The sequence below is a fragment of the Calothrix sp. FACHB-168 genome, assembly GCF_963889195.1.
Taxonomy (GTDB): Bacteria; Cyanobacteriota; Cyanobacteriia; order Cyanobacteriales; family Nostocaceae; genus Aulosira; species Aulosira anomala_A.
Genome location: NZ_CAWPNJ010000096.1, coordinates 14,539 through 39,655, shown reverse-complemented (window position 1 = coordinate 39,655; position 25,117 = coordinate 14,539). Strand labels below are relative to the sequence as shown.

Sequence of the window (25,117 nt, the reverse complement as noted above, 5' to 3'; positions counted from 1 at the left end):
AGTAAAGGTTTTTTGCGAAAACGAGAATTTATTGAGACTTGATTAGTAAATGTTGTTTTATTTCGCTAATTTGCTGACTTAGGCTATTTATTTCTAAATCTTGAGCTTGCAATTTTTGGTAAAGTGCTTGAATTGCCGCTAAAGCCACACCATTAGCATCTACAGTATTAATAAAGCGATCGCTCTCACCACAGTTGAAAATGGCGGCAAAGTCTTGCGCCATCGGGCCGATATGGCGAATTGTTTCATCCTGGTTTTTATACTTCCAAGAAGTTATGGGTAAATTGGCAATTCCCAAAAGAATAGCCTGAACATCCACCTCAGCGACAACTTCTTTGACATGGCGATCGCTTAAGAAACGCTTTGAGCCATTAGGATCTAGAGATAGATGAGGATTATTTTCTAACCCAGGAGCGTTTAGTGTGCCATCATTTCCAGGAATTTCTTGTTCTGCAGGATTAATATAGCCAGTACCGCCCACACAATTTGCTAATTCATCATCCGTTAATTCTTCAATTAAGCTGGCTGTGGGTACAGGTTTTTGGTCATTATTGTACATAATTTTCCTGATAATCGTCTGAAATTAGATATGGACAATATTGGCTAATTAATGGCATTTTTGCGATAAATTGAGCCTATTTATCAGTTATCTGTTGCTGTAGTTGCAGTAACTGTATTTGCAGTTCTCTGATTTGGGAATCTTTTTGTTGCATCAGTTGGTAAAGTGCTTGAATTGCGGCTAAAGCGACACCATTAGCATCTACAGCGTTGATAAAGCGATCGCTTTCACCGCAGTTAAACGTCGCTGCAAAGTCTTGCGCCATCGGGCCTATATGACGAATTGTTTCATCTTGGTTTTTATATTTCCAAGTGGTAATGGGTAAATCCACAATTCCCTTGAGGATATTGTGAACATCAATCTCAGCGACGGCTTCTTTGACATTGCGATCGCTCAAGAAGCGCTTTGAGCCATTAGGATCGTAAGTGACTCCTAGATCTAGAGCTTGATCGATAATCTGGACACCAGCATTGACACTCGTATAGCCTAATAATTTTGATTCAACTAGTGGAACTGTTAGCAACGCCTCTTCCCCAAAAGTAACTGCAATATCACAGCCACCAACACAAGCGGCTAATTCTTCATCGTTGAGATCTGCAATCAGACTTTCTGTACTGGTTAAATTCTGGGAGTTACTTAGCATACATTGAACCTTTTATTTATAAACTAATTGCCAACAAAAAACGCAGCAAATTTATCTTGCATTCATCATTGATATCGGCAATGAGGTATTAAATCATGCTGATATCTTTTCCAAATCGAAATAGTTACAACCTAGTACAACCGTTATTTAATCATATTGTTGACAATTTCTGCTTCCCTGTAAATTCTCTATTGTTAAATCAACTTTAAGCTAGACATGCTAATAGCAATTTACTAGCACTATGCAGCGTTTATCTATGCTTTAAAATAGAGTTACTGAGATTGCTGTCTGTGGCAATAGCAATTAATGTATATTAGCTTTGAAAGCCACAAAAATCCTGATTTTGTGTTGCAATATATAATTGTCATACAATTATTTTTTCTTTAAGATAAATTTATTTTTCCCATTTTACAGAAATTATCTCTCAGTAATAATACGGTTATTTTTAGCTCGTAACTTTATTCAATCTATAACAATTAACATTTCAAATATCTGCTAAGTAAAGTTACTCAATTATCTAATTTGAATTACAAGTAGTTGAGGGTAATCCAGAATTATGAGGGGTATTTACTAGTACCTGTGCAGTTAAAACCACATCTCCTTGGGGCGTTATTATCAGTCCTTGAGCTTCGACAATTTCATCAGAATGAGGTAATGGTAGACTGGCAAAAGCAGTAACTCCTTTAGTGCGATCGCTACTGCTGTAAATGGGAACTGTTTGGATATCTTGCAAAGTAAGATCCCCACCCAAAGCCACCTCTGGATTTTGTGGTAAACCACCTCGTCCAATCACAGTTAAACGGCTGGATGTTTCCGGATTGTTTTGTCTACAACCTTGAGTAATTAATGTTGAAGCATCATTTGGCTGCGTTGGTAAAACAGCAATTCCTTTGGTAGGATCTACAGCTAAAGTTGTAATTTCTACAGTTCCACTTAAACCAAACTGAGAACTAGCTGTAATTTCGCTGTTAGCAGTGAGTTCGGGACGAAATTCAATCCCAAATATTCCTTGCGTTGTAATTTGCACATTCCCACCTCTACCAGCAATTGCATTAGCTGTAATATCGCTATTATCAGCAGCAACTAACAACCCAGAAGTAATCTTAATATCTCCACCATTACCATTACCACCTGTAGAATTAGTAGTAATTCTGCTACCGTTCCGCATTAATAAAATATCTTGAATATGTAAGACAATATTACCTCCCTCACCAGATTTAGTTATAGCTTGAATTCCTCCAGAATCTTGTTGTATATTCCCTCTATTATCTAGTTCTATAGAGTCAGCTTGAATATTAATATTTCCACCCTTACCCTTACCTTCGTTATCTACACTTAACCTAGCACCGCCCTGAACTAAGAATTTACCTGTAGAAATTTCTAAGTTACCAGCAGAATTATTATTTTCACTATCTAAAACACTAGCAGATAGGCTACTAAATGTTGGGATTAATTTGCTTTCATCTAACGGATCTATTCTCAAAGAGCCTTGCCCTAGTAATTTAATATAATCAGTGGCATTAATTGTGAGGATTCCTCCCTTACCAGAACCAAGGGTTTCAACAGCAATATTACCGCCATTTTCTACTATTAATTCCCGCGTATTAATAGTAATATTTCCGGCATTGCCAGTAGTATTGGGATTGCTACCACTGAAAATACCACCAGGAATTTTATGAATCAGGGATACTCCACTGACGTTGACAGAATCTCTAGCATTAATGATAATATTTCCACTATTTCCAGCAGCAGCAGTACCTGCAAAAATTTGTGCCCCATCATGAATAATTAACTTCTTAGTGTTAACTATTAAATCACTACCTTGTCCCTTACCTTCTTGAACTGCCGTAAACAAACCACTACTGAAGGAATCAGAATCTGTGACTCCGATTAATTCCACACTATTAGCAGCATTAATCGTCAAGTTTCCACCTGTGGCATCTGCTATAGTTGCAGTCGATATTTGCGCTCCGTGATGCACGAATAATCGCTGAGTATTTACTATTAAATTTCCGCCGCTACCAGTTCCAGAAGTATCTGCTAATAACCCAGTAAATAAAGAAAAATCATCTGAGTCAGCACCAATTAATTCAACTGCTGCTTGCGCATTAATAGTTAAATTACCTCCTTTACCAGAGGAACCTATTAAAGTAGCGGTAGATATGCGAGATTCGCCTTTAACCTGAAGATTGCTAGTATTAATTGTGATGCCTAAGCTATCACCACTACCACTAGTTGTGGCAAATAATCCATCTGTAAACAGTCCGGTTGTTCTGTTGCTTGAGACTATGATTGAATCTGAAGCATTTAATTTTAAATTTGCACCAGAAATATCACCTAATGTATCCGCTTTTACCCAAGAATTCTCAACGAACAACTGCTTTCCTGTTATTTGAATACTACCGCCACCATCACCACTGGTTGTGACTAAAGAATTATCTGTGATTGATACATTAGCTCTGTTAATATTGTCAGGAAAACGGAATTGTGACTGATTCGCTTTTAAAGAAAGTCCAACTGTACCCGTATCGGCTATTCCACCGAGTTCAATATGACCGCTATCGGCAGTTAATTGACCGCCATTAATATTAACGTCACCACCAATCAGGGCGAGATTTTGATTGATGGGAACTTTCAGATTAGCTGTTTGTACTTGGATAGGTTTTGAATTACTAGAAAATTGTAAGCCGATAGGAACATTGATACTTAATAATGGAGGATTTTTATCTATATTTGTATTAAATTCTTTGCCATCGGCAAACTGTAAACTTTTAGCAGTAGTTGCCAAAAATGAGCCACCAATATTTAATTTGGCATTAGCACCAAAAATAATGCCATTAGGATTAATTAAGAATAAATTAGCATTTCCCTGAGTATGGATTATGCCATTGATATGAGAAGGCACGATCCCAGTCACGCGACTGATAATATTTTGAATAAAGGCTGCATGATTAAAATTAGCAGAACCACCATTAGGTACAGAGAATTCGCTAAAGCTATGAAAAAGATTACTGCCAGCTTGATTACCACCCGTAATGGAAAAATTTAACCCATCAGTAGAAGTAACATTTGTATTCAGACTACCATCTGGGGCGATCGCCTGGGGGTAACAAGGTTGAGTCAATATCAGATGTGTAGTTGCAAATATTCCAGCAATAGTGAGAATAAAGGGCGAATTCATAAAATGCAAATTACCCAAATCTGGCGATTCGTCTTTATTTCAGTATTCCCGTAATCGCTGCAAGTATTATGTGCTGAAATTGATCGAGATAATTTTGCCCACAGTGCGATCGCACTGTGGGCGTAGTAGCTAAACTTTAATTAGGCAGTAATTTAGCCTTGGCTAGCGCTACTCGAAGGTGGCATAATGACTTTTTTCGCTAAACCTAAAGTCTTCAGTGCTTTAATACTCCACCAAGTAATATCAATTTCCCACCAAGCAAAGCCGGATTTGGCAACATGGGGATAAGTATGATGGTTGTTGTGCCATCCTTCGCCATAGGTTACCAAGGATACCCACCAAAGATTGCGGGAATCATCTGTATGATCGAAGGTACGATAGCCCCATTTGTGGGTTGCTGAGTTGACAAACCAAGTGGAGTGCCATAATAAGACGGCGCGGACAAACATACCATAAATGACGAAAGACCAACCGCCTAAAGCATATAACAACACACCCAAGGGGATTTGCAACAGCAAAAAGTAGCGATCTAACCAACGGTAATATGGTTGACGGGCTAAATCTGGGGCGTATTTTTGATATATTTCCGCATCAAAGAATTCTGTACGGGGGTAAAAAATCCATAACATGTGACTCCACCAAAACCCTTTTGTGGCAGAGTAGGGATCTAAGTTGATATCTTCAGTATGGGCGTGATGCTGACGATGTCCACCTACCCAGAAAATCGGCCCCCCTTGTAACGCTAAAGCACCAATGGTAGCGATCGCATATTCTAACCATTTCGGTACTTGGAAACTCCGATGGCTCAAAAGTCGGTGATATCCCAAACAAATCCCAATGCTGCCAAGTAACCAGTGCAAAAACAGCAGTATACCTAATGCTGACCAAGAAAAAAACCAAGGCGCTAAGAGCGCTAACAGATGAACTGTACCAAAAAATAATACGTTCGTCCAACTGAGCTTTGACGTTCCTTGTTCGGGGGTGAACGTCAGAGATTTTGCAGTCATAAAAATTCCTGTTGATGATGAATTAAGCGATCTGCTTTTTGCGGATGTACTCTTGCATTGGTGACAAGGGAATTACCCGTTCTGTATAAGTTGGTTACAGTAAAGTAGAGCAAGTATCACTTACATTTGTATTCTAACAACTTCTTTTTTTATCTGCAAGTGCTACTTGCATTATTGATTTTTATGGCATCTCCCACCCATTCAGCTCGTCAACGCCTGATTCAAGCAGCGCTGGAACTATTTACGGCGCAAGGAGTCAGCAATACTACTACCCGGCAAATTGCCGAAAAGGCAGAAGTAAATGAAGTGACGTTATTTCGCCACTTTGGTAATAAAAATGGGCTGATGTTAGCTGTTTTGGAAGAATCTGCGGCTTTTAAGAACTTAGGGGAATCCTTAGTCCGTCGCGCTAGTCCCCCAGGTAGCGTTTACCAAGCCCTGAAAGATTATGCAAGTGATAGCTTGCTTGCACTAGAGCGGGTACCGGAGTTTGTCAGATCTGTAGTCGGTGAAGCCGATCGATACCCAGCCGAAAATCGTCGCGCCTTGGGGAGGGGTTTAACCGAAGCTAACCGCTATGTTGCTCAATACTTAGCTACAGTAATTGAGCAAGGACACTTAAATACCTATCTTCCGGCAGAAAAATTAGCCAGTTTACTGAATGGGATGCTGTTAGGCTACGCCGTAATCGAGTTTACGAGCGAATTTCACGAACTCTGGGAAGACAGAGATGATTTTTTAGAGAACTTAGTGGAATTATTTTTACGCGGTGCGATGTCACCTTCACCAGAATTAGCAATTAATCATGGTGTAGAACATGATGTCAGTATAGAGGTAGCTGATTTACCTGCGGCGTTAGTCCATGAAATTTTGCGCCAAGCTAGGAGATTAGGACTACAAGATTTGGCTTTAGCTTATATATTATTTGCAGCTGGCTTATCCCCTACAGAGATAGTTAACTTACAGCGATCGCATCAAATCTACGACGATCAAGGACACTTTTTGCAAATTACCACTCCCGGATTAGTCCGCCAAGTTCCTGTAAATCAATGGATTTTAGGGAAACAGTATGGCTCTTATACTAACAATCCCTTAACTAAATGGCTCAAGAGTCGGAAGGATCGTCAAACAGCGATGTTTCTCAACAGATCAGGGGAAGGAATTTCCGAGTCAGAAATTAACAGCCATTGGGAAATCTGGACAGCAGGAATGTTAACACCCCAAGGACAACCCCCAGCGATCGCGCAAGCACAACACACTTGGCGCGTAGAAATGTTAATGCGCGGAATTACCTTAGAAAACTTAAGCATCCTCACTGGTTGCGATCGCACTCAATTACAACCCTACGCCCGCAGATCCAAAGAAAAAGCCGCATTAGAGCAAGCTACTAGGTTGGATCATAAACCGAATTGAGAGGACAAGGGAGACAAGAAGGACAAGGAGGACAAGGGAGACAAATTGTACAGACGCGATTCATCGCGTCTCTGACTATTGACTAATGACCCTTGACCATTGACCATATTTCAATAATTTATGCTTTAAAACAGTTCCTAGCTTATGCCTTGTTCTGCCACTTTAAATCAACTGGTTGAAATTCTTTTAGCACAGCCTGTAAACTTATCAACTGCGGCTTTAGCACAGTTGGGTAGCGGTATCCAAACAGACACTCGTATCCTCAAGCCAGGTGAGGTATTTGTGGCTTTGCGAGGTGAAAAGTTTGACGGACATGAGTTTGTTGCAGTCGCTATTGCTAAAGGTGCGATCGCGGCGATTGTTGATTTTGAATATGAAAATCCCAGATTACCAGTATTACAAGTCAAAAATACTCTAGAGGCTTATCAAAAAATTGCTCGTTGGTGGCGCGATCGCTTTAACATCCCGGTAATTGGTGTTACTGGTTCTGTCGGTAAAACTACTACTAAAGAACTGATCGCCGCAGTTTTAGCCACTCAAGGACGAGTCCATAAAACTTATGGAAATTACAATAACGAAATTGGTGTGCCGAAAACTCTCTTAGAACTCGGCTCGGAACATGATTTCGCTGTAATTGAAATGGCGATGCGGGGTAAGGGACAAATTGCTGAACTCACTCACATCGCTAATCCGACAATTGGCGTTATTACTAACGTCGGGACGGCACATATCGAATTACTCGGTTCGGAAACTGCGATCGCTGAAGCTAAATGTGAGTTATTAGCCCAAATGCCCCAAAATAGCGTCGCCATTCTCAATCAGGATCATCCTTTATTAATGTCCACAGCCGCAAAGGTTTGGCAAGGAAAAGTCATCACTTACGGCTTATCTGGCGGCGATATCTCAGGAAAGGTAGTAGATAATCAAACCCTGACAGTAGAAGATATGCAACTACCTCTACCTTTACCCGGTCGTCACAATGCCACAAATTTCCTAGCAGCTTTGGCAGTTGCTCAAGTTGTGGGTATTGATTGGGCTAGCTTGCAAACTGGTGTTAAAGTTGACATGCCTACCGGGCGATCGCAGCGTTTCGCTTTACCCAACGATGTAGTAATCTTAGATGAAACATACAATGCTGCACCAGAAGCTATGCTTGCAGCCTTGCAATTATTAGCAGATACCCCAGGAAAGCGAAAAATTGCAGTTTTAGGCGCGATGAAAGAATTAGGAGAGCGATCGCCCCAATTGCACCAGCGAGTCGGCGAAACAGTCCAGAAATTGCAATTAGATGGGTTATTGGTGTTAGTTGATGGTACCGACGCCGAAGCGATCGCCAAAAGTGCCCAGGGTATCCCCTCAGAATGCTTTGCCACCCATGCAGAATTAGTAGCGAGATTAAAGACATTTGTGCAAGCAGGCGATCGTTTATTGTTTAAAGCCGCCCATTCCGTTGGATTGGATCAAGTTGTTAACCAGTTGCGTGCGGAATTCGTTAACTGAGATTTGTAGTCACCAAAATGGGTTATAGGTAAATGAAAAATCGCTAATGGCTAAAGTGCAATTGGTCATTAGCTTTTTACTTGTCAGTTGTCAGTTGTTCCTCATAGGGACTTCCAAATAAAAAAATATACAACTATTGATTGTGGGGTGGGCGTCTCGCCCGCCCATAGTCAAAGGCGGGCAAGACTTCGGCGTGAGCGCTCAGTCGAACGCTGCCCACCCCACAAGATTGGATAATTTATTTCTTGGAAGTCCCTTAAACCCAGCTACCGCAAGGAACTGAAGTTCCTTGCTCATAGCCAAAGTCATCTCAAGATGACTAAATATCCTCAAAATCTTGAGTCTACTGAAGTAGGGGCGGGTTCACAGATATGCTCCAATAATTTACGACTATCTCGCTTAACCCGCCCCTACTTTGGCTTTGGCCCTTGAGCGAAGTCGTACTGCAAAGCAGAACCCGCAGGGTAAGGCGGGCGACAAAGCTAAGACAGAGGCTATTTTTAGCTTAAGTTGACACCTATGGGTTACCTCGCCCCTACAATTTGGGATAATTTATTTTCTGGAGTTCCCATATACAAACTAAGACTCACCAATTAAGGTAAACGCCGCTTGAACCACTTAATTTAAAGCGTTGACAAAATTCAACCGTATACATCCTGATGGGGATAGTATACGGTGCGATTAATGCTATACTGGAAAAATCTATTAAAAGTATATAATATTACATTTAATAGAGTATTTATACTTAATATAGTTTTTCATTCAAGTTTTCTGTGGTGGGAGTAATGGACTGTTCGTAGTTGGTATTTTGTTGGGTGAGAGCGATCGTGCCGAAGAGCATCATACTGCCCACAGCTAATGCGATCGCCGGACGCTTGAGAAACAGAAAATCTCGCACTATCCTGGCTAAAGGACTGCTTTGACGCCGCAGTTCCGCAGAAACCATCATTTGCTTAATGGTAAATGGATCGCGGACATAATGACCGCTAGGACAAACTACCAGTTTTTCTTGGCAATATGGACAACTAAACAAGCCAACACAAGACTTTAAAGGTTTAGGTGTGGCATTTCTTTGGCAAATCGGACAAGTAACATAATGATTATCAAATATGTGTGTATTCATCTAATTTATCCGCCTAGTCCCTTGACTCGCTCTATAAACAATAGTTATAGTGAATTCCCGTTTCACCCTGAATCGACTCACTGATGTGGTCTAACATCCGTTTTTAATTACACATACAGTATTCTTGCTACTCAAGTTAGTTGAATGACTGCAACACGAGTATAGCTAGCTTTAGTAAAGGATGCTTTTGTTTAGTGTTTGCCGTTGGTGCAATCACCAACATCCTCCGTACTGTACGATTATTTTACGGCTTAATTTTATACTGAATTACACTTTACCACTGCTGGTTTATCATTAACTATAATAATTCTCTCCCATTTAATCATTCTCTCCATCAAAATTTTGCATAGTGGAATTTTTTTTAACTGAAACTTTGCAAAACTCGTGAATCTCGCATACTTGTCTGGTTGCTAAATCATGGCTCACAATGAGAAGTAACAGATAAAAATTTAAATTTTTTCTTACATTTACCTCGCCTCTCAATGACTCTCTTGCCGCCCAAAGAACTGAGGAAGGTGACGGAACCACCTGCTTTTCCTTCTCTTTCCAGTCGTTTAGCTCGCTTAATTAATCGTTTTCAACCATCGTTAGAAACCGTTGTGCTGCTTTTAGCCGTATTAATTGGCGGCGGTACGGGTATGGGTGTAGTTACTTTTCATTATTTAATCCAGCTGATTCACGATTTGATGCTGGAAAACTTTATGGGCGCAATCGGTACCTGGGGTGCTTGGACTTTAGCCTGCGTTCCGATTCTTGGCGGCTTAATTGTGGGATTAATGCGCTGGCGCACCCAAGATTTTGGCCCTGGATTGGCTTCTTTAATTGCTGCTTCTCAGGGTAAAGAAATTAAGCAGCCACTGCGCCCAGTCACGAAGATGTTAGCCGCTTCGGTATCCTTGGGAAGTGGTGCTTCTTTGGGGCCGGAGGGGCCAAGCGTCGAAATAGGTGCTAATTTTGGGATGCTGTTGTCTTTGGTGCTGCAAGTATCCCAAGAACAACAACGCTTACTTTTAGGTGCGGGTGCAGCAGCCGGATTAGCAGCCGGGTTTAATGCTCCCATTGCTGGGGTATTTTTTGCCCTAGAGGTGGTAATCGGAGCTACTTCTTTTGCCACTTCGGCGGTGAGTGTGGTGTTATTAGCTGCTGTAGTTGCAGCCTTAATTGCTCAAATTGGGTTGGGTGCCCAACCTGCCTTTGCTTTACCTGTCTATCAAGTCCGCAGTCCTTTAGAATTGCCTATTTATCTGGGATTAGGCTTAGGTGCAAGTCTGGTGGCGCTGGCTTACAAAGAGTCAATTCGCATCGCTAAAGCTTGCTTTGTCGGACAAGTTCCTGTGGTGGCGTTTTTGGGACGAATTCCCAGGTACATCCATCCGCTCATTGGTGGTGCGATCGTGGGGATAACAGCTTTATATTATCCGCAAATTTTGGGTATTGGTTATGGCACAGTCCAAGCCATGCTGCAAGATGTGGAGTTTTCTTTGCCCTTATTGCTGGTACTGTTAATTCTCAAGCTGCTGATGACAGCGATTAGTAGCGGAAGTGGTTTTGTTGGCGGTTTGTTTGCACCGGCAATGTTTTTAGGTGCTTCCTTTGGTTCTGCTTATGCCAAAATTGTTGCGGTAATTTCTCCTACCATTGGTGCCCAAATGGCGGCTCCTCCAGCTTATGCAATGGTAGGTATGGCAGCAGTTTTAGCGGCTAGCGTTAGAGCGCCGTTAACAGCAATTATCATGCTATTTGAATTAACTCGCGACTACCGCATTGTTTTACCTTTAATGGCGGCTGTGGGTTTGAGTGTTTGGTTAATCGAACGCCTCAAACCAAATTCTAGTTCTAATTCTAATCTGCAACAGATTGGGTTGTCGGAATTGAAAGATGAGAAGACAGAAATGTTGCAGCAAATTTTAGTTAAAGATGCAGTTTTGACTTGCCCGAAAAAATTAGCAGCTACATTAGGAGTATTAGAGGCAGCCAAGGAAATGATCCGCGATCGCTGCCATCATGCTTTAGTAATTAATGAAGCCGAGCAATTAGTAGGGATTATTTCCTTAGAAGATATTAACCGTACTCTTCGTCGCAGGCAAAACTATCAAAATTTGCCCATCGAAATTCAGAGCGATTTATCTGGCAAAACTTTGCTAGATATTTGTACCACGGAAATTCTTTATGCTTGGATGGATGAACCTTTATCTGAAGCTTTAGACCGAATGGCGCTGAGAGGTTTGCATCAATTACCTGTTGTCGCCAGAGATAATCACGAGCGCATTTTAGGTCTACTAGAAAAGGAGCAAATTGCATTGACTTGTAGTTTAGCTGTTACAAATCAGGCAATTCACCAGTATTTATCCATGCAGCTTTTATAAATACGTGGTAACTAGTCATTAGTCAATGGTCAATAGTCAACAGTCAATAGACTTGGGACTTTTGACTATGGACTTTTGACTCTTGACTAATTTATTATGCTGTGGCTTCTATATCTTCGATATCTTCTCTATCTTCTGGATCTACTTGGCGGAGACGAATGTGTTTTTTCCCTAAAGTGATGAGAAACTCATCTCCAGGCTTGAGATTCATCTGTTTTGTATAAGCCGAACCTATCAGCAAGTTGCCGTTAGATTGCACGCTAATTCTATAGCTAGCACTGCGTCCACCACGCCCATTAGCACTAGGTGTACTGTCTAATTGAATGCCTTCAGCATCAATTAGGGCGTTTAAGAACTTCATCATATTGACGCGCTCTATACCATTTTTTGTAACGGTATAGTAGCCGCACTTCTTAGCTTTGTCTTCTTTGCTCTCGTTCTCTAGCTCTTTGACTTTTTTGAGCAGATCTTCACCGACTAGTGGTTCAATTTTTTTCTGTTTAGCCATCAACTTAGGTCGAAAACGAATGTTTCAAGTCTTTGAATCGATTTTATTTTAGCTGACATTGAGCTAGTAGGAACAAAATCCTTTAGTTTTTATTTCAGCCTTGCCAAGTATATTACATTCATTGGCAGAATTGTTACTAGATTTTCAATATTATGACAATCTATTTTGTAGAATGCTGGCAATAGTGATAACTATATATAGGTTGTGAATTACTGCTAAACTATACTTGTTTAAGTTTTCTAAAGTATGCCGAAAAAAGTTGACTAGTTGCTGATATAGCGAATTGAGGTAGAGAGCGATCGGCAAAACCAATCCTGAGTCAGTAAGGGTAGGTTTTGCAAAATATCCATTTGGTAATGAGAGATATTTGCTTAAACCCACCCTTACAAGACTGTCAAGTCCAAAGTTTTTTGAGCATTGACCATTGACTCTAGACTAAATAAGAAAGCTGCTAACAATGAAACTAACAACGAGAGGACAATACAGTGTAAAGGCCTTACTAGATTTAAGTTTACAGCCAAAGTATGGCCCTGTATCGGTGAGAGCAATTGCCAATCGCCAAGATATTCCTGCTCCTTACCTAGAAAAATTGTTAATAGAAATGCGTCGTGCTGGATTGGTAAAATCAATTCGTGGTAGTGTTGGCGGTTACCAATTGGCACGAGAACCTGTAAAAATATCTATAGGTCAAATTTTAGAGTCTGTGGGTGAAACGATCGCTTATTTACCCGATCGCGCCCCAACATCGGCACAAGCTGAAGATTGGGTCACATTTACACTTTGGCAAAGACTCAACCAAAAATTAAAAGAGGCTATATATAGTATTACCTTAGCCGATCTCTATTACGATGCTCGCAGTAGGCAGGCTTCACTAGGAGAAGAAGCAAATTTTGTAGTTTAGTCAAAAGTCAGTAGGCTTGGATTTTATCAAATTTTCCTTGGGAAATGAAATATGTTGGTTAAACCCGCCCGTACAAAAGTCTAGAATCAAAAGTCTAGAATCAAAAGTCCATAGTCAAAAGTCTATAGTTAACAATTTCTGGACTAATGACCGTTGACCATTGACTAATGACCATTGACTAATGACCATTGACCATTGACTAATGACTAATAACATTTATATATTAATTGTTGCGGCAATTTTAGATTATATAATTGGCGATCCTTGGGGTTGGCCTCATCCAGTACAAGTAATGGGATGGGGAATTTCTTGGTTCACTAAAGTATCTGGGAAATATTTTCACCATCCTGATAGCCAAAGAATCGCGGGAATTTTCCTCGGCATTTTTTTAGTAATTGGTAGCGGAGTTAGCTGCTGGTTAATAATTCATATTACTAGATGGCTGCATCCCATATTGGGAATTATCACAGAAAGCATAATTTTAGCTAGTTGTTTTGCGCTTAAAAGTTTGAGAACAGCCGCAGTCACTGTTTTAAAACCTCTGACAGCCGGAAATTTAACAGAGGCTCGCGATACTTTAAGTAATTATGTAGGTCGAGATACCAAAGACCTTGACGCAGCAGAAATTTTGCGAGCGATTTTAGAAACTGTCACCGAAAATGCGACTGATGGGGTGATGGCTCCGTTGTTTTATGCAGTTGTTGGTGCATTCATTCCCTTTATTGGCGCTGCACCCTTAGCTTTAGCGTACAAAGCTAGCAGTACTTTAGATTCAATGGTGGGTTATAAAGAAGCACCTTATACTTATTTGGGTTGGTTTAGCGCACGGTTAGAAGATTATTTAACTTGGCTTCCTTGTCGGTTAACAGTCATCACTTTAGCTGTGTTCTCAGGTAAACCCCTGCATGTGTGGCGAATTTGTCGCCGAGATGCTGTCAAAGATCCTAGTCCTAATTCTGGTTGGAGTGAGTGCGCCTATGCAGCGATTTTAGGCGTGCAGATGGGTGGAATAAATTGGTATCGCGGCGTAGCTAAACATAAACCATTTTTAGGCGATGACATTTATCCGATTACACCGCAAACTATTGAATCTGCTTTGCAATTAACCAGATATTGTTTTTTACTTTGGTTAGGAGTAGCGATCGCTCTACTCTTAATTTACCTAAACAGGTAATCATAGATATAGGGCATTGGGCATTGGTTAGTTAGAGACGCGATTAATCGCGTCTCTACAATCGTCCTCTTTATCCTCCTTATCCTCCTCCAGTCGCCTTAAATATCTGGTATCATGCATTACTCAGGGGTATCGGTCTATGACTATGTCTGTAAAAGTAGTTGAAATTCTCTCAGCAGAAGAACTTCGTCGTACTGTAAATCGCCTAGCTTCGGAAATTGTGGAGCGGACGCGCGATTTATCTGGGCTGGTTTTGCTAGGTATTTATACTAGGGGTGTAATATTAGCTGAGTTATTGGCCCGTCAAATTGAGATATTAGAAGGCGTGACTGTTAAGGTGGGAGCATTAGATATTACATTTTATCGCGATGATTTAGATCAAATTGGGTTGCGAACTCCAGCCAAAACCAATATCTCCTTTGACTTGACAGATCAAACTGTTGTCTTGGTTGATGATGTGATATTTAAAGGCAGAACAATTCGTGCGGCGTTGAATGCGGTAAATGAATACGGTAGACCTGAGGTAATTCGTTTAGCCGTTTTGGTAGATAGAGGTCATCGAGAAGTACCAATACATCCTGATTTTACTGGTAAGCAGCTACCTACAGCCAAAGAAGAGGTGGTGAAAGTTTATTTACAAGATTGGGATGGTAAAGATGCGGTGGAGTTGATTGGGGATTAGTCAATGGTCAATGGTCAATGGTCAATGGTCAATGGTCAATGGTCAATGGTCAATGGTCAATGGTCAACAGTCAATAGTCAAATTGCTAAATTTAGCAAGAATTGGCGGAAGGGTTGAATTGAGGTCAATGTGAAGATGCGATCGCATCCTACAACCATAGGAAGCTCGGTATAATTTAGGTCATGCTTTACGAAATTGAGTAAACATTGAGAAGCGATCGCATCTTACGACCAAGTATGAAACTTAATCTGGCTGAATTTCAGCAAATGGCAAACAATAACGCTAATTGCGACACCATGAGAGACAGCCAAAGCTTTGTGGCTTTAATCTTCCAATGATTTTGTCGGTACCTCAACTGCTGTGACATCAATTGTGCCATCGGGAGTAAAACGGCGAAAATGACGATTTTGGACTAACAATTGCTCACCACAGTTAGGACATTGCAATTGACTATTATTTAAGCCTGTAAACTCATATCGGCATACAGGACATTGATCCACAACTAAGTTCCGTTGCAACCACCAGCGAAATCCCAAAAAGGCAATTACGGGTGCTAATAGTAACAGTCCAAAAATAAACAGTAGTGAATTTACTAACCAACCCAAGCCTAAAGATGCTAGCAACCAAAACACTGCTAACGTTGTTAGCCAAGGGCGAAGACTTTCAAGCTGTGATGGAAAAGATTTAAGGCTCATTTTTAAATATCTTGTTGCTCTGTTTCTAGGATAGCGAGTTTGGGCAAGAGTCAATAGTCAATGGTCAACTGTCAAGGGTTCTAAACTGCGTATATTTTAAAACCTAAAATTTTTGAGCGATCGCCGAACAAGCCAAGCAATTAATTCAACGAGAAATAACCAATGCCCAATGCCCCATGCCCTTCACAGTAACTCTTGTAACCGTTTTTGCAAAGCATCCATACCAAAAAGGGCGATCGCTTGTTCTCTGAGCCAATATCCATCACAACGTTGCTCAACTCCTGTGAGTATTTCTATACAAGCATTTGCTACGGCGCTGGGGTCGCGGTGGGGAACGCGCCAGCCTAAGTTACCATCTTGTAAGGGGTCTGCAGAACCATCACTATCACCAGAGAGTACGGGTATACCGCAAGCCATTGCTTCTAAATATACAATACCAAAACCTTCTTGGGAAGGCATAATGTAGGCGTCAGCTAGGCGGTAATGTGCCATTAATTCTTCTGTGGGGACGAAGCCGGCAAATATAACGCGATCGCTTACACCTAAATCTTGAGCTAGTTGGGCTAATCTCGGTTGGTCATCGCCACGACCGATAACTAAGTATTTGACTTCGGGGAAAACTTGCAGAATTTGCGGTAATGCCCGAATTGTCACATCAACACCTTTATATATATCTCCCGACCATAGCCTAGCGACTGTGAGCAAAACTCTGGTATTATCTAAACCATACTTAGCTATCAATTCTGGCTGTTTAATTCCTGGTGTAAATTTATTGCCATCAATAGCGCATGGCAGTATTTTTACTTGGCTTGGAGCGATAAAATTAGCCGCACAGCAGCGATCGCGACTGTAACGGCTAATTGTCCAAATCCCTGATGCCGATCTAAGTGCCTGACGTTCTCTATTAGGTAGCGGTTCCCAAACTTCTTTGCCGTAAGTTAAGACTGTGTAAGGAATTCCTAAAGGTTGACAAAGAATTTGCACCAGTTTGGCTAAGTAGATGTGACCGCAAAAAACATGCTGGGGACGTTGTAGCAGCAGACACTTCAATAGCGCCAAGGTCATTTTTAATTTACCCAGATAGGGCGATTGGTTTTGAAAGCCATGAAATCGCAGTTTTTCATCCCAGTCAGGTGCAGAATTGGGGCGATCGCGCAGCACGAATACCTCTGCTTGATACCGGGGATTTAATTTTTGATAGGCACGGAAAATATCTTTAACGTAGGACTGAATACCACCCTCATGTACAAAAATTTCTAAAAATACAAATACATGATTGGTTTTGCGATTAACTTGATTGTTAAAATTCAGGTTTGCACTCACTTTAGCGATCGCCATTATTAAGTAGTATTTTTAACCAGAATTTGAGTGATGGAAATCCAAAACTAAAACAATCCCACCCTAAAAAAGGAGGGAGCATCCCAATTTTGACGCAATACCCTAGAAGGGTATTGCTATACCAACAAAGCCTGCCTTCGCAGGCTATCAAACTTTTAGCCTGCGAAGGCAGGCTTCGTATTTCTAGCCCCACCCTTATAGGGTGAGGGCGTTTTTGCACATTTGGGATGCTCCCAAAAAGGATAGGATTGCGCGTCAAAGGTCAACCGTCAACAATTCTAGTTGACTACTATTTTTACTTAGAGGCGGTATTAATGGCGACAGTAAAATTAGGAGTTAGTCTCAGCCAAATAATTGCGGCGGAATTAATTAATAAGCAAGTAATTGCTAAAGCTAACAAGATATAAGTCGGTAACATGACTACGCCGACGAGAAACCAGCTATAGACATGCATTACCATTACTGAAGCAAAAATACTAGCAATTCCCGCCGATAGCCATACATGATGTGATGGGCGACGGAATGCAACCAGAAACATTGTCAGGATTGTGGTTAGTAAATTGGCTGGCACTAAAAATGCGCAAATACTTACGCAGTTGGTGCGGGAGAACTCAGCTAAACAATGGAAATCGAGCATCAAGGTGTGGGGATAATGTTCGCATATACTAACAAATTAAATATATTTAAATTTAATATATTTAAAAATAATTGAACTTACCTTAGCATCAGATTGCAGTGAGCGCATCACCTATGTTACATAATTTAAATTAATCTCTGCAATTGTGAATATTTAATAGTGGGTATGCTGGGTAATGCCCAGCATCTAGAAATTAACCCATTAAAATCACTGTATCAATGACATGAATTACGCCATTATCTGCTTCGATATCGGCTGCTAAGACGGTGGCGTTTTTCACTTCAAAACCCTCAGAACAGTCAATTTTAATTGGTGAACCTTCGACGGAAGTTACTGTTCCTAATTTCTCTAAGTCAGCCTTGAAAAGCTTTCCAGGCACTACATGAAATGTCAAAATCCGTGCTAATTGGGGAATGTTCTGCACAAGAGTTTGGATAGTTCCTGGTGGTAACTTAGCAAAAGCATCATCATTTGGTGCAAAGACTGTGAAGGGGCCAGGACTTTTTAATGTTTCTACTAAACCTGCAACTTGGACAGCAGTTACTAGGGTTTTAAAAGAGTCAGTAGACACCGCAATATCAACAATATCGGGCATAGTTTTCACCTAAATTTGTGTATGTTATCTTAAAGGATAGTAAACTATTTTTAAGCTATATTAAATAAATTTAGCGGTAAATAGGGCTGCAAGTATATAGCGCGATCGCCCTATGATTGTCATAGATGAATCCCTGTGTAGGCAAAATGTCCGAACGTAGTTACGCCATTCTAGGAACTGGTGCATTAGGTGGCTTTTATGGTGCGAAATTGCAAAAGGCTGGTTTAGATGTCCACTTTTTGCTTAAGAGTGATTATGAATATGTCAGAGACTCTGGTTTAGTGGTGGAATCTGTAGATGGTGATTTCACCCTACCCCAAGTCAATGCTTATAATGATGTGACAAAAATGCCCAAGTGCGATGTGGTAGTTGTGGCATTGAAAACGACACAAAATCATTTATTACCACAGATTTTACCACCTGTTGTCAAAGCGGGTGGGGTGGTGTTGATATTGCAAAACGGGCTAGCTGTGGAAGAAGAAGTTGCAGCGATAGTTAGCAATGTGACTATAATCGGTGGATTGTGTTTCCTTTGTTCTAATAAAGTTGGCGCTGGACATATTCGTCACCTAGATTATGGACAAATTACCTTAGGGGAATATGCATCAGGTTATCAGCCTTGCGGAATTACCGAGAAGATGCAGCAAGTAGCTGATGATTTTATTCATGCGGGTATTTCCATAGAATTAACAGCAGATTTATTATTGGGGCGATGGAAAAAGCTGGTATGGAATATCCCTTATAATGGGCTATCTGTGATTCTTAACGCCAGAACCGATGAATTAATGGCTTATGAGCATACGCGCAAATTAGCCGAACAGTTGATGTATGAAGTTGCTGCTGGGGCGAAAAGTTGCGATCGCATTATTCCCGAAAGCTTTATTCAACTGATGCTCGACTATACTGTGAAGATGAAGCCTTATCGTACCAGCATGAAAATTGACGCTGATGAAGGGCGTCCTTTAGAAGTAGAAGCAATTTTTGGTACTCCATTACGCAAAGCCCAAGCTGCGGGTGTATATTTACCGCAGATTAACTGTTTATATCAGCAACTCAAGTTTTTGGATGGGAGATTGACGGTTGATGGTTGACACTTCGACAAGCTCCCTTCGACAAGCTCAGGGCATCGCAGTGCGGCGCGGTTGACGGTTGACTGTTGACTGTTGACTGTTGCCTGCGGAATATACTCAAATGAGTTCTCAAACCCCAGTTTGAGAAGGCAATATTAACTTTTGCCTGCGGAATATACTCAAATGAGTTCTCAAACCCCAGTTTGAGAAGGCAATATTAACTTTTGCCTGCGGAATATACTCAAATGAGTTCTCAAATCCCAGTTTGAGAAGGCAATATTAACTTTTGCCTGCGGAATATACTCAAATGAGTTCTCAAATCCCAGTTTGAGAACTCAATTTGCAGTTTGAGAACTCAAACCCCAGTTTGAGAACTCAATTTGCAGTTTGATATCATGTCCGGCTCAATACTGCTCGGTTAAGGAAAATCGTAGGTTGGGTTGAGGCTCTGCGAAACCCAACAAAGCCACTCAAATGTTGGGTTTCGTTCCTCAACCCAACCTACATCCACATCATATTTTTTGTGAAACGGTATGACGGCGGGATTTTGGAATTGGCAAAGGATCATAGGGATTTGCAAATAAGGCGATCGCTCTCAGTGCAGATTCACGATAAAATCTGACAATCTTTTCACAACAGCATCAAAAAACCACTTTTTCCGAATCAATAATAATTACTAATTTATCATTCCGACTTCCTCAGTAAAACGATCTGCGAAAAATAGTACAATACCTCAAAAAGCAATTTTCACCTTAAACAGGTCTTTTTCGTGCGATTTTCAAAAATTATAGGTTCTTTATTAGTCAGCAGTCTGGCTTACTTGACTCTGGCTCACTTTAGTTTGGCTAAGGCGCAAATAATCCCAGATAATACCCTTGGCGCTGAAAGCTCAGTTGTCAATCCTGATACAATTAAAGGTATTCCCAGTGACAGAATTGATGGGGGTGCAATTCGCGGGGCGAACCTTTTCCACAGTTTCAGTGAATTTAATATTGACTCAGGAAGAGGAGCATATTTTACCAATCCCAGTGGCATTGAGAATATTTTGACAAGGGTGACGGGAAATAATGCTTCTCAAATTCTGGGAACTCTGGGGGTATTGGGTAACGCCAACCTGTTTTTGATTAATCCCAATGGCATAATTTTTGGTAAAGATGCAGTTTTAGATATTCGTGGTTCTTTTACGGCTACTACTGCCGATGGAATTAAATTCGGTGAAAATGGGTTATTTAGTGCTACTAATCCGCAAAGTAGTAATTTATTGACAGTCAAACCAGGGGCGTTATTTAGCAATGCGTTGAGCAATCAGCAAGGGACGATTAATAATCAAGGTAATTTAACAGTCGATGCTGGTAAAAATATCAATTTATTTGGTGCAAATGTGATTAATACAGGCACATTAACAGCACCAGAGGGAACAGTACAATTAACAGGTACAGAAAATTTAATCACTAGAGGAAATATAGCTACAGATACATTATTCCTCAATACTAAAAACCTGACTATTGGTGAAAACAATAATGCTACAGTCGATAAAACTACATTAGAGGGTTTGTCTGGAAATACAAATCTGATATTGCAAGGGACAAATGATATTACAGTTGATGCTCTGACTAATAGCACTTTAAATTTAGCTGATGGTAGCGGAAAAATCGCATTTATTGCTGATGCCGATAGGGATGGAATCGGTAATTTTCAAATGGATACCGCCGATACTATCAAAACCAATGGCAGAAATGTTGAGATTACAGGTGTTAATTTAACTGTAGGTAACATTGATAGTAGTGACAAATTTGGTGGAGGTAATATAAGATTAACTGCCACAGGTGGTGATATCACTACACAAAACCTAGACTCCTTCTCAGATTCAGGTTCTGGAAACGTGATTTCTGGGGATACGTTAGCTATAGGCTTTGGCGGAGCCATCGCTCCTTTAGGAGAAAGCATGAGTGTAAATACAATTTCAAGCAACGCTCATGTTAATGGTGGCTCTATCTATATTGATGCTAGCGGAGATATTACATCTGAAAAAATCAGAAGTTATATAAGTAATAGTAGTGATAATAATATTGATAAAAGTAGTGGAGATATTAGTCTAGTTTCTGGTGGGAAGGTTTTAATCAACTCCGGACTACGATCTGATAGTTATGAAGTAACTAATGGAAATGCTGGAGATATTTTTATCAAAGCCGAAAGTGATATCACGATTAATCCCAATAATCAATATTTAGAATTTGGCTCGGTTAATGCTTCTACTTTTGCCAGTTCGCTCGATAATCATATCGGCAATTCGGGAAACATTCAACTCACTAGTCTCAATGGGAACATTACAGTTAATGGCGGAATATATACAAACTCAACTAACTATTCATCAGGTAATGCGGGAAATGGTGGTGCAATTAGTCTGACATCTGTTGGTAGTATCACAACAGGCGAACTTAACTCCTCCTCATATTCTTTTAGTTTCTTCCGATTACCTGACTTATTCTCATCTTCATTTTCAGAAATTCAATCTTCAGGAAACGCAGGATTTTCAGAAATTCAATCTTCAGGAAACGCAGGGGATGGAGGTGCGATCGCCCTGACTACCACAGGAGCTAATATCTCTACAGGAGAAATTAACTCCTCCTCAAAGTCAAATTCAGGAAATGCAGGTTCCGGGGGTGCGATCACCCTAACTACCACAGGAGCTAATATCTCTACAGGAGAAATTAACTCCTCCTCAAAGTCAGATTTAGGAAACACTGGGCATGGGGGTGCGATCACCCTAACTACCACACAGGGTAATATCTCTACACTAATGCTAAACTCCTCCTCATTTTCACGTTTAGGAAACACTAGGGATGGAGGTGCGATCGCTGGGGATGGGGGAACAATCGCCCTGACTACCACACAGGGTGATATATCTACACTATACCTTAAGTCCAACTCATTTTCACTTTCAGGAAACGCAGGGGATGGGGGTGCGATCGCCCTGACTACCACACAGGGTAATATCTCTACACAATACCTAGACTCCTCCTCATTTTCACGTTTAGGAAACACTAGGGATGGAGGTGCGATTACCCTGACTACCACACAGGGTAATATCTCTACAGAATTCCTAAACTCCTCTTCAGATTCACGTTCAGGAAACGCGGGTTCTGGGGGTGCGTTAGTCGCAGGCTTTGGCGGAGCCATCGCCCTGACTACCACATTCCTAAACTCCTCCTCAGATTCACGTTCAGGAAACGCGGGTTCTGGGGGAGCCATCACCCTGACTACCACACAGGGTAATATCTCTATACAAGACTTTGACTCCTACTCATATTCAGCTTCAGGAAACGCTGGAAATGGGGGAAGAATTACTGTCAGGGCAATAGATGGGAATATATATGAAAACCCTAAAACACAACTTACTTACGCTCTGGGAGATATTGAATTTATAGATATTACACCTGTAATGGAAGATATGGTAATAATTAATTCCGATAAATCTGCTGTCGGTGAATTAGGTAGAAGTAATCAGAATATTAGGTCTATTGCAACTTTGAGTTCCTTTTCTATTTCCACAAACGGAAATTCAGGAAAGGGTGGTAACGTTACTTTAGAAGCTAAAAATCAGATTACAAATTTAGGTATCTTAACTCTATCTACTGCTGACAAATCTGGAGATGTTCAAGTTAACAGTATTGGTGATTTATCGCTAATAAATACTAACATCATCACCAGTAAACAGGTAACAATCCCCGATCCCCTAACTCCTTCGTTCACCCTTACCCTAGATATTGGCGCAGTAGGTCAATCAGGAAATGTGGATATTACAAGCACAGGTAATCTCACCTTCAAAGATAGTCGCATCGAAAGCGATACCAAAGGCGACAATCCCGCAGGTAATGTTACTATCACCAGTCCTGGTACTGTCGCCTTCAATAATAGTAAAATTGTCAGCAACACCAGCAGTATAGGAAACGCTGGCAATATTCAAATTAATGCCAACAACTTAACCCTCACAGATACCTCAGAAATCTCTGCTAACACCACAGCAAACGGTAAAGCCGGAGACATCACCCTCAATACTCCCACTTTAACATTAGCAAATGGCGGTAAAATCTTCGCCACAACTACAGGTAACGGTAATGGCGGTACAATTACTGTCAATGCACCAAATCTAGTTAATCTCGGTATTGGTGTGCAAGACTTCGCCCCAATTCTCACCGTAGAAACTTCTGGTGCAGGTAAAGCCGGTGATATCATTGTCAATACTCCTAGCCTGACAGTATCCGACACCGCCCGCATCACTGCAACCGCCACTGCAACAGCTACCAACACCAAAGGCGGTGGCAGCATCACCTTAAACGCCTCCAAATTAGACCTAGCAGGCATTGTGGGTATTTTTGCCGAAACCCAAGGACAAGCACCCGCAGGTACTTTAAAACTCAATCCTTACCAAAATCAGCCGAATTTAGATATTACCCTGTTCCCAAATTCCACTATTTCCGCTTCTACTTCTGGCAGTGGTAAAGGTGGTGACTTAATTCTCACCGCACCAGAAAATATCAACATTACTGGTAAAGGAAAATTAGCAGTTGAAAGTACAGGTATAGGCGATGCAGGTAATATTCTGATTACCACTCAAAACTTAAATATTAATGATGGTGTGAAAATCTCCGCTTCCACAATGAATGGTCAAGGCGGTAATATCAACATTAATGCTCATACCTTAACAGCTAATAACGGCGGACAATTTCTCACCACTACATCTGGTACAAAAAAAGCCGGAAATATCAACATCCAAGTCAGAGATAATATCACCTTAGACGGCAAAAATACCGGATTATTTGCCAATACAGAAAAAGGCGCAACAGGTGATAGCGGCAATATTACCATTGACCCAGAAATTTTTATGATTAAAAACGGTGCAGGTATCGGCGTAAATAGTAATGGTAGCGGTAAAGGCGGCAATATTTCCCTGACTGCTGGTACTCTAACTTTAGACAATCAAGCCTTTATTAATGCCGCTACTACTAGTAATAATGGTGGCGAAATTAAATTAGACATTCAAGATTTTTTATTTCTGCGGCGTAATAGCAATATTACCGCCACAGCAGGCACAGATTTTGCAGGCGGTAACGGTGGTAACATTACCATTAACAGTCCCTTCATCATTGCCATTGCCGCAGAAAACAGCGATATTACAGCCAATGCTTTTAGCGGTCAAGGTGGCAATATTAACATATCTACTCAAGGAATCTTCGGTATAGGATTCCAAGCACAACAGACAGCACAAAGCGGTATCACTGCTAGTTCGGAATTGGGTATTAGCGGTAATGTAACTATCAATACACCAGAAGTAGACCCCAGTAAAGGCTTAGTACAACTCAGCGCCAATCTGGTGGATGCTTCCAGACAAATTGATAACTCTTGTCAAGCTGGTAGTAAACAAAGCGCCAGTTCATTTACGATTACGGGAAGAGGCGGTTTACCGTTTAATCCTTATGAATATCTGCAAACAGATTCGGTAGTCAAAAAATGGGTGAGTGTAGATAATCATCCAAATTCTCCGAGTAATAGTCAGGGTAGCATGAAGGACAATCCTTCCCTACCGGAGATTGTGGAAGCGCAGGGATTAATTAAGGGTGAAAACGGCGATATCTATTTAGTTGCACAAGCTTCTCAAGTTATACCCCATAGTCCGACCTTAACAGCTGCTACTTGCGCCAGTTCTCGGTAACAGATTAAAAGT

18 protein-coding genes are annotated in these 25,117 nt (G+C 40.9%); 8 read left to right on the top strand and 10 right to left on the bottom strand.

What is annotated here, in order from left to right:
* Positions 1–28: 28 nt before the first annotated feature.
* From AACW45_RS37215 to AACW45_RS37200, 4 genes are all read right to left on the bottom strand, one after another.
* Complete coding sequence (locus tag AACW45_RS37215; RefSeq protein WP_190630769.1) at positions 29–559, bottom strand: tail fiber domain-containing protein; 531 nt, start codon at positions 557–559, stop codon at positions 29–31.
* A 76-nt stretch (positions 560–635) separates the two neighbouring features.
* Entirely contained in the window at positions 636–1,202 is a 567-nt protein-coding gene (locus tag AACW45_RS37210; RefSeq protein WP_190630767.1) for a tail fiber domain-containing protein, read from the bottom strand.
* 517 nt (positions 1,203–1,719) lie between these two features.
* Positions 1,720–4,383: a two-partner secretion domain-containing protein gene (locus tag AACW45_RS37205; protein ID WP_190630764.1), complete on the bottom strand. Its 2,664-nt coding sequence runs from the start codon at positions 4,381–4,383 to the stop codon at positions 1,720–1,722.
* A gap of 152 nt (positions 4,384–4,535) precedes the next feature.
* Positions 4,536–5,390, bottom strand: a complete 855-nt coding sequence (locus AACW45_RS37200) for an acyl-CoA desaturase (protein ID WP_190630762.1) — start codon at positions 5,388–5,390, stop codon at positions 4,536–4,538.
* A gap of 183 nt (positions 5,391–5,573) precedes the next feature.
* Between AACW45_RS37200 and AACW45_RS37195 the strand changes: the two genes are divergently transcribed.
* Positions 5,574–6,803 carry a TetR/AcrR family transcriptional regulator gene (locus AACW45_RS37195; RefSeq protein ID WP_190630760.1) on the top strand — a complete coding sequence of 410 codons (1,230 nt, stop codon included), beginning with the start codon at positions 5,574–5,576 and terminating at the stop codon, positions 6,801–6,803.
* Positions 6,804–6,947: 144 nt separating this feature from the next.
* Complete coding sequence (locus tag AACW45_RS37190) at positions 6,948–8,303, top strand: UDP-N-acetylmuramoyl-tripeptide--D-alanyl-D-alanine ligase (RefSeq protein WP_190630758.1); 1,356 nt, start codon at positions 6,948–6,950, stop codon at positions 8,301–8,303.
* A 745-nt stretch (positions 8,304–9,048) separates the two neighbouring features.
* Here AACW45_RS37190 and AACW45_RS37185 read toward each other — a convergent pair.
* A complete protein-coding gene (locus tag AACW45_RS37185) occupies positions 9,049–9,426 on the bottom strand; it encodes a hypothetical protein (protein ID WP_190630755.1) in 378 nt (125 codons plus the stop codon).
* A gap of 482 nt (positions 9,427–9,908) precedes the next feature.
* On the opposite strand from AACW45_RS37185, the gene AACW45_RS37180 reads away from it, so the two are divergent.
* The gene (locus tag AACW45_RS37180) at positions 9,909–11,792 is read left to right on the top strand and encodes a chloride channel protein (protein ID WP_190630753.1); all 1,884 of its coding nucleotides are present in this window, start codon (positions 9,909–9,911) and stop codon (positions 11,790–11,792) included.
* A gap of 94 nt (positions 11,793–11,886) precedes the next feature.
* Here AACW45_RS37180 and AACW45_RS37175 read toward each other — a convergent pair whose 3' ends face one another.
* Positions 11,887–12,300 (bottom strand): AbrB family transcriptional regulator, encoded by a 414-nt coding sequence (locus tag AACW45_RS37175; protein ID WP_096643127.1) that lies wholly within the window; start codon positions 12,298–12,300, stop codon positions 11,887–11,889.
* A 457-nt stretch (positions 12,301–12,757) separates the two neighbouring features.
* Between AACW45_RS37175 and AACW45_RS37170 the strand changes: the two genes are divergently transcribed.
* From AACW45_RS37170 to pyrR, 3 genes are all read left to right on the top strand, one after another.
* Entirely contained in the window at positions 12,758–13,201 is a 444-nt protein-coding gene (locus tag AACW45_RS37170; RefSeq protein ID WP_096643126.1) for an Rrf2 family transcriptional regulator, read from the top strand.
* Between the two features lie 202 nt (positions 13,202–13,403).
* Positions 13,404–14,375 carry an adenosylcobinamide-phosphate synthase CbiB gene (cbiB, locus tag AACW45_RS37165; RefSeq protein ID WP_190630751.1) on the top strand — a complete coding sequence of 324 codons (972 nt, stop codon included), beginning with the start codon at positions 13,404–13,406 and terminating at the stop codon, positions 14,373–14,375.
* Between the two features lie 139 nt (positions 14,376–14,514).
* Positions 14,515–15,057 (top strand): bifunctional pyr operon transcriptional regulator/uracil phosphoribosyltransferase PyrR, encoded by a 543-nt coding sequence (gene pyrR, locus AACW45_RS37160; protein ID WP_096643124.1) that lies wholly within the window; start codon positions 14,515–14,517, stop codon positions 15,055–15,057.
* Between the two features lie 323 nt (positions 15,058–15,380).
* Here the strand turns inward: pyrR and AACW45_RS37155 are convergent, their stop codons facing one another.
* From AACW45_RS37155 to AACW45_RS37140, 4 genes are all read right to left on the bottom strand, one after another.
* Positions 15,381–15,752 carry a hypothetical protein gene (locus AACW45_RS37155; RefSeq protein WP_096643123.1) on the bottom strand — a complete coding sequence of 124 codons (372 nt, stop codon included), beginning with the start codon at positions 15,750–15,752 and terminating at the stop codon, positions 15,381–15,383.
* A 183-nt stretch (positions 15,753–15,935) separates the two neighbouring features.
* On the bottom strand, positions 15,936–17,090 hold the full coding sequence (locus AACW45_RS37150) for a glycosyltransferase family 4 protein (RefSeq protein ID WP_190630748.1): 1,155 nt from the start codon (positions 17,088–17,090) through the stop codon (positions 15,936–15,938).
* 295 nt (positions 17,091–17,385) lie between these two features.
* On the bottom strand, positions 17,386–17,727 hold the full coding sequence (locus tag AACW45_RS37145; protein WP_190630745.1) for a hypothetical protein: 342 nt from the start codon (positions 17,725–17,727) through the stop codon (positions 17,386–17,388).
* Between the two features lie 193 nt (positions 17,728–17,920).
* Positions 17,921–18,322: a fasciclin domain-containing protein gene (locus tag AACW45_RS37140; protein ID WP_190630743.1), complete on the bottom strand. Its 402-nt coding sequence runs from the start codon at positions 18,320–18,322 to the stop codon at positions 17,921–17,923.
* A 146-nt stretch (positions 18,323–18,468) separates the two neighbouring features.
* Between AACW45_RS37140 and AACW45_RS37135 the strand changes: the two genes are divergently transcribed.
* Both AACW45_RS37135 and AACW45_RS37130 read left to right on the top strand, forming a co-directional pair.
* On the top strand, positions 18,469–19,413 hold the full coding sequence (locus tag AACW45_RS37135; protein WP_190630741.1) for a putative 2-dehydropantoate 2-reductase: 945 nt from the start codon (positions 18,469–18,471) through the stop codon (positions 19,411–19,413).
* Between the two features lie 748 nt (positions 19,414–20,161).
* Complete coding sequence (locus AACW45_RS37130; RefSeq protein ID WP_190630739.1) at positions 20,162–25,105, top strand: beta strand repeat-containing protein; 4,944 nt, start codon at positions 20,162–20,164, stop codon at positions 25,103–25,105.
* The last annotated feature ends 12 nt before the right edge of the window (positions 25,106–25,117 follow it).

Excerpts from the sequence above, each read along its gene's own strand:
- AACW45_RS37215 (WP_190630769.1), bottom strand. The coding sequence starts at position 559 with ATGTACAATAATGACCAAAAACCTGTACCCACAGCCAGCTTAATTGAA.
- AACW45_RS37210 (WP_190630767.1), bottom strand. The coding sequence starts at position 1,202 with ATGCTAAGTAACTCCCAGAATTTAACCAGTACAGAAAGTCTGATTGCA.
- AACW45_RS37205 (WP_190630764.1), bottom strand. The coding sequence starts at position 4,383 with ATGAATTCGCCCTTTATTCTCACTATTGCTGGAATATTTGCAACTACA.
- AACW45_RS37200 (WP_190630762.1), bottom strand. The coding sequence starts at position 5,390 with ATGACTGCAAAATCTCTGACGTTCACCCCCGAACAAGGAACGTCAAAG.
- AACW45_RS37195 (WP_190630760.1), top strand. The coding sequence starts at position 5,574 with ATGGCATCTCCCACCCATTCAGCTCGTCAACGCCTGATTCAAGCAGCG.
- AACW45_RS37190 (WP_190630758.1), top strand. The coding sequence starts at position 6,948 with ATGCCTTGTTCTGCCACTTTAAATCAACTGGTTGAAATTCTTTTAGCA.
- AACW45_RS37185 (WP_190630755.1), bottom strand. The coding sequence starts at position 9,426 with ATGAATACACACATATTTGATAATCATTATGTTACTTGTCCGATTTGC.
- AACW45_RS37180 (WP_190630753.1), top strand. The coding sequence starts at position 9,909 with ATGACTCTCTTGCCGCCCAAAGAACTGAGGAAGGTGACGGAACCACCT.
- AACW45_RS37175 (WP_096643127.1), bottom strand. The coding sequence starts at position 12,300 with ATGGCTAAACAGAAAAAAATTGAACCACTAGTCGGTGAAGATCTGCTC.
- AACW45_RS37170 (WP_096643126.1), top strand. The coding sequence starts at position 12,758 with ATGAAACTAACAACGAGAGGACAATACAGTGTAAAGGCCTTACTAGAT.
- cbiB (WP_190630751.1), top strand. The coding sequence starts at position 13,404 with ATGACTAATAACATTTATATATTAATTGTTGCGGCAATTTTAGATTAT.
- pyrR (WP_096643124.1), top strand. The coding sequence starts at position 14,515 with ATGACTATGTCTGTAAAAGTAGTTGAAATTCTCTCAGCAGAAGAACTT.
- AACW45_RS37155 (WP_096643123.1), bottom strand. The coding sequence starts at position 15,752 with ATGAGCCTTAAATCTTTTCCATCACAGCTTGAAAGTCTTCGCCCTTGG.
- AACW45_RS37150 (WP_190630748.1), bottom strand. The coding sequence starts at position 17,090 with ATGGCGATCGCTAAAGTGAGTGCAAACCTGAATTTTAACAATCAAGTT.
- AACW45_RS37145 (WP_190630745.1), bottom strand. The coding sequence starts at position 17,727 with ATGCTCGATTTCCATTGTTTAGCTGAGTTCTCCCGCACCAACTGCGTA.
- AACW45_RS37140 (WP_190630743.1), bottom strand. The coding sequence starts at position 18,322 with ATGCCCGATATTGTTGATATTGCGGTGTCTACTGACTCTTTTAAAACC.
- AACW45_RS37135 (WP_190630741.1), top strand. The coding sequence starts at position 18,469 with ATGTCCGAACGTAGTTACGCCATTCTAGGAACTGGTGCATTAGGTGGC.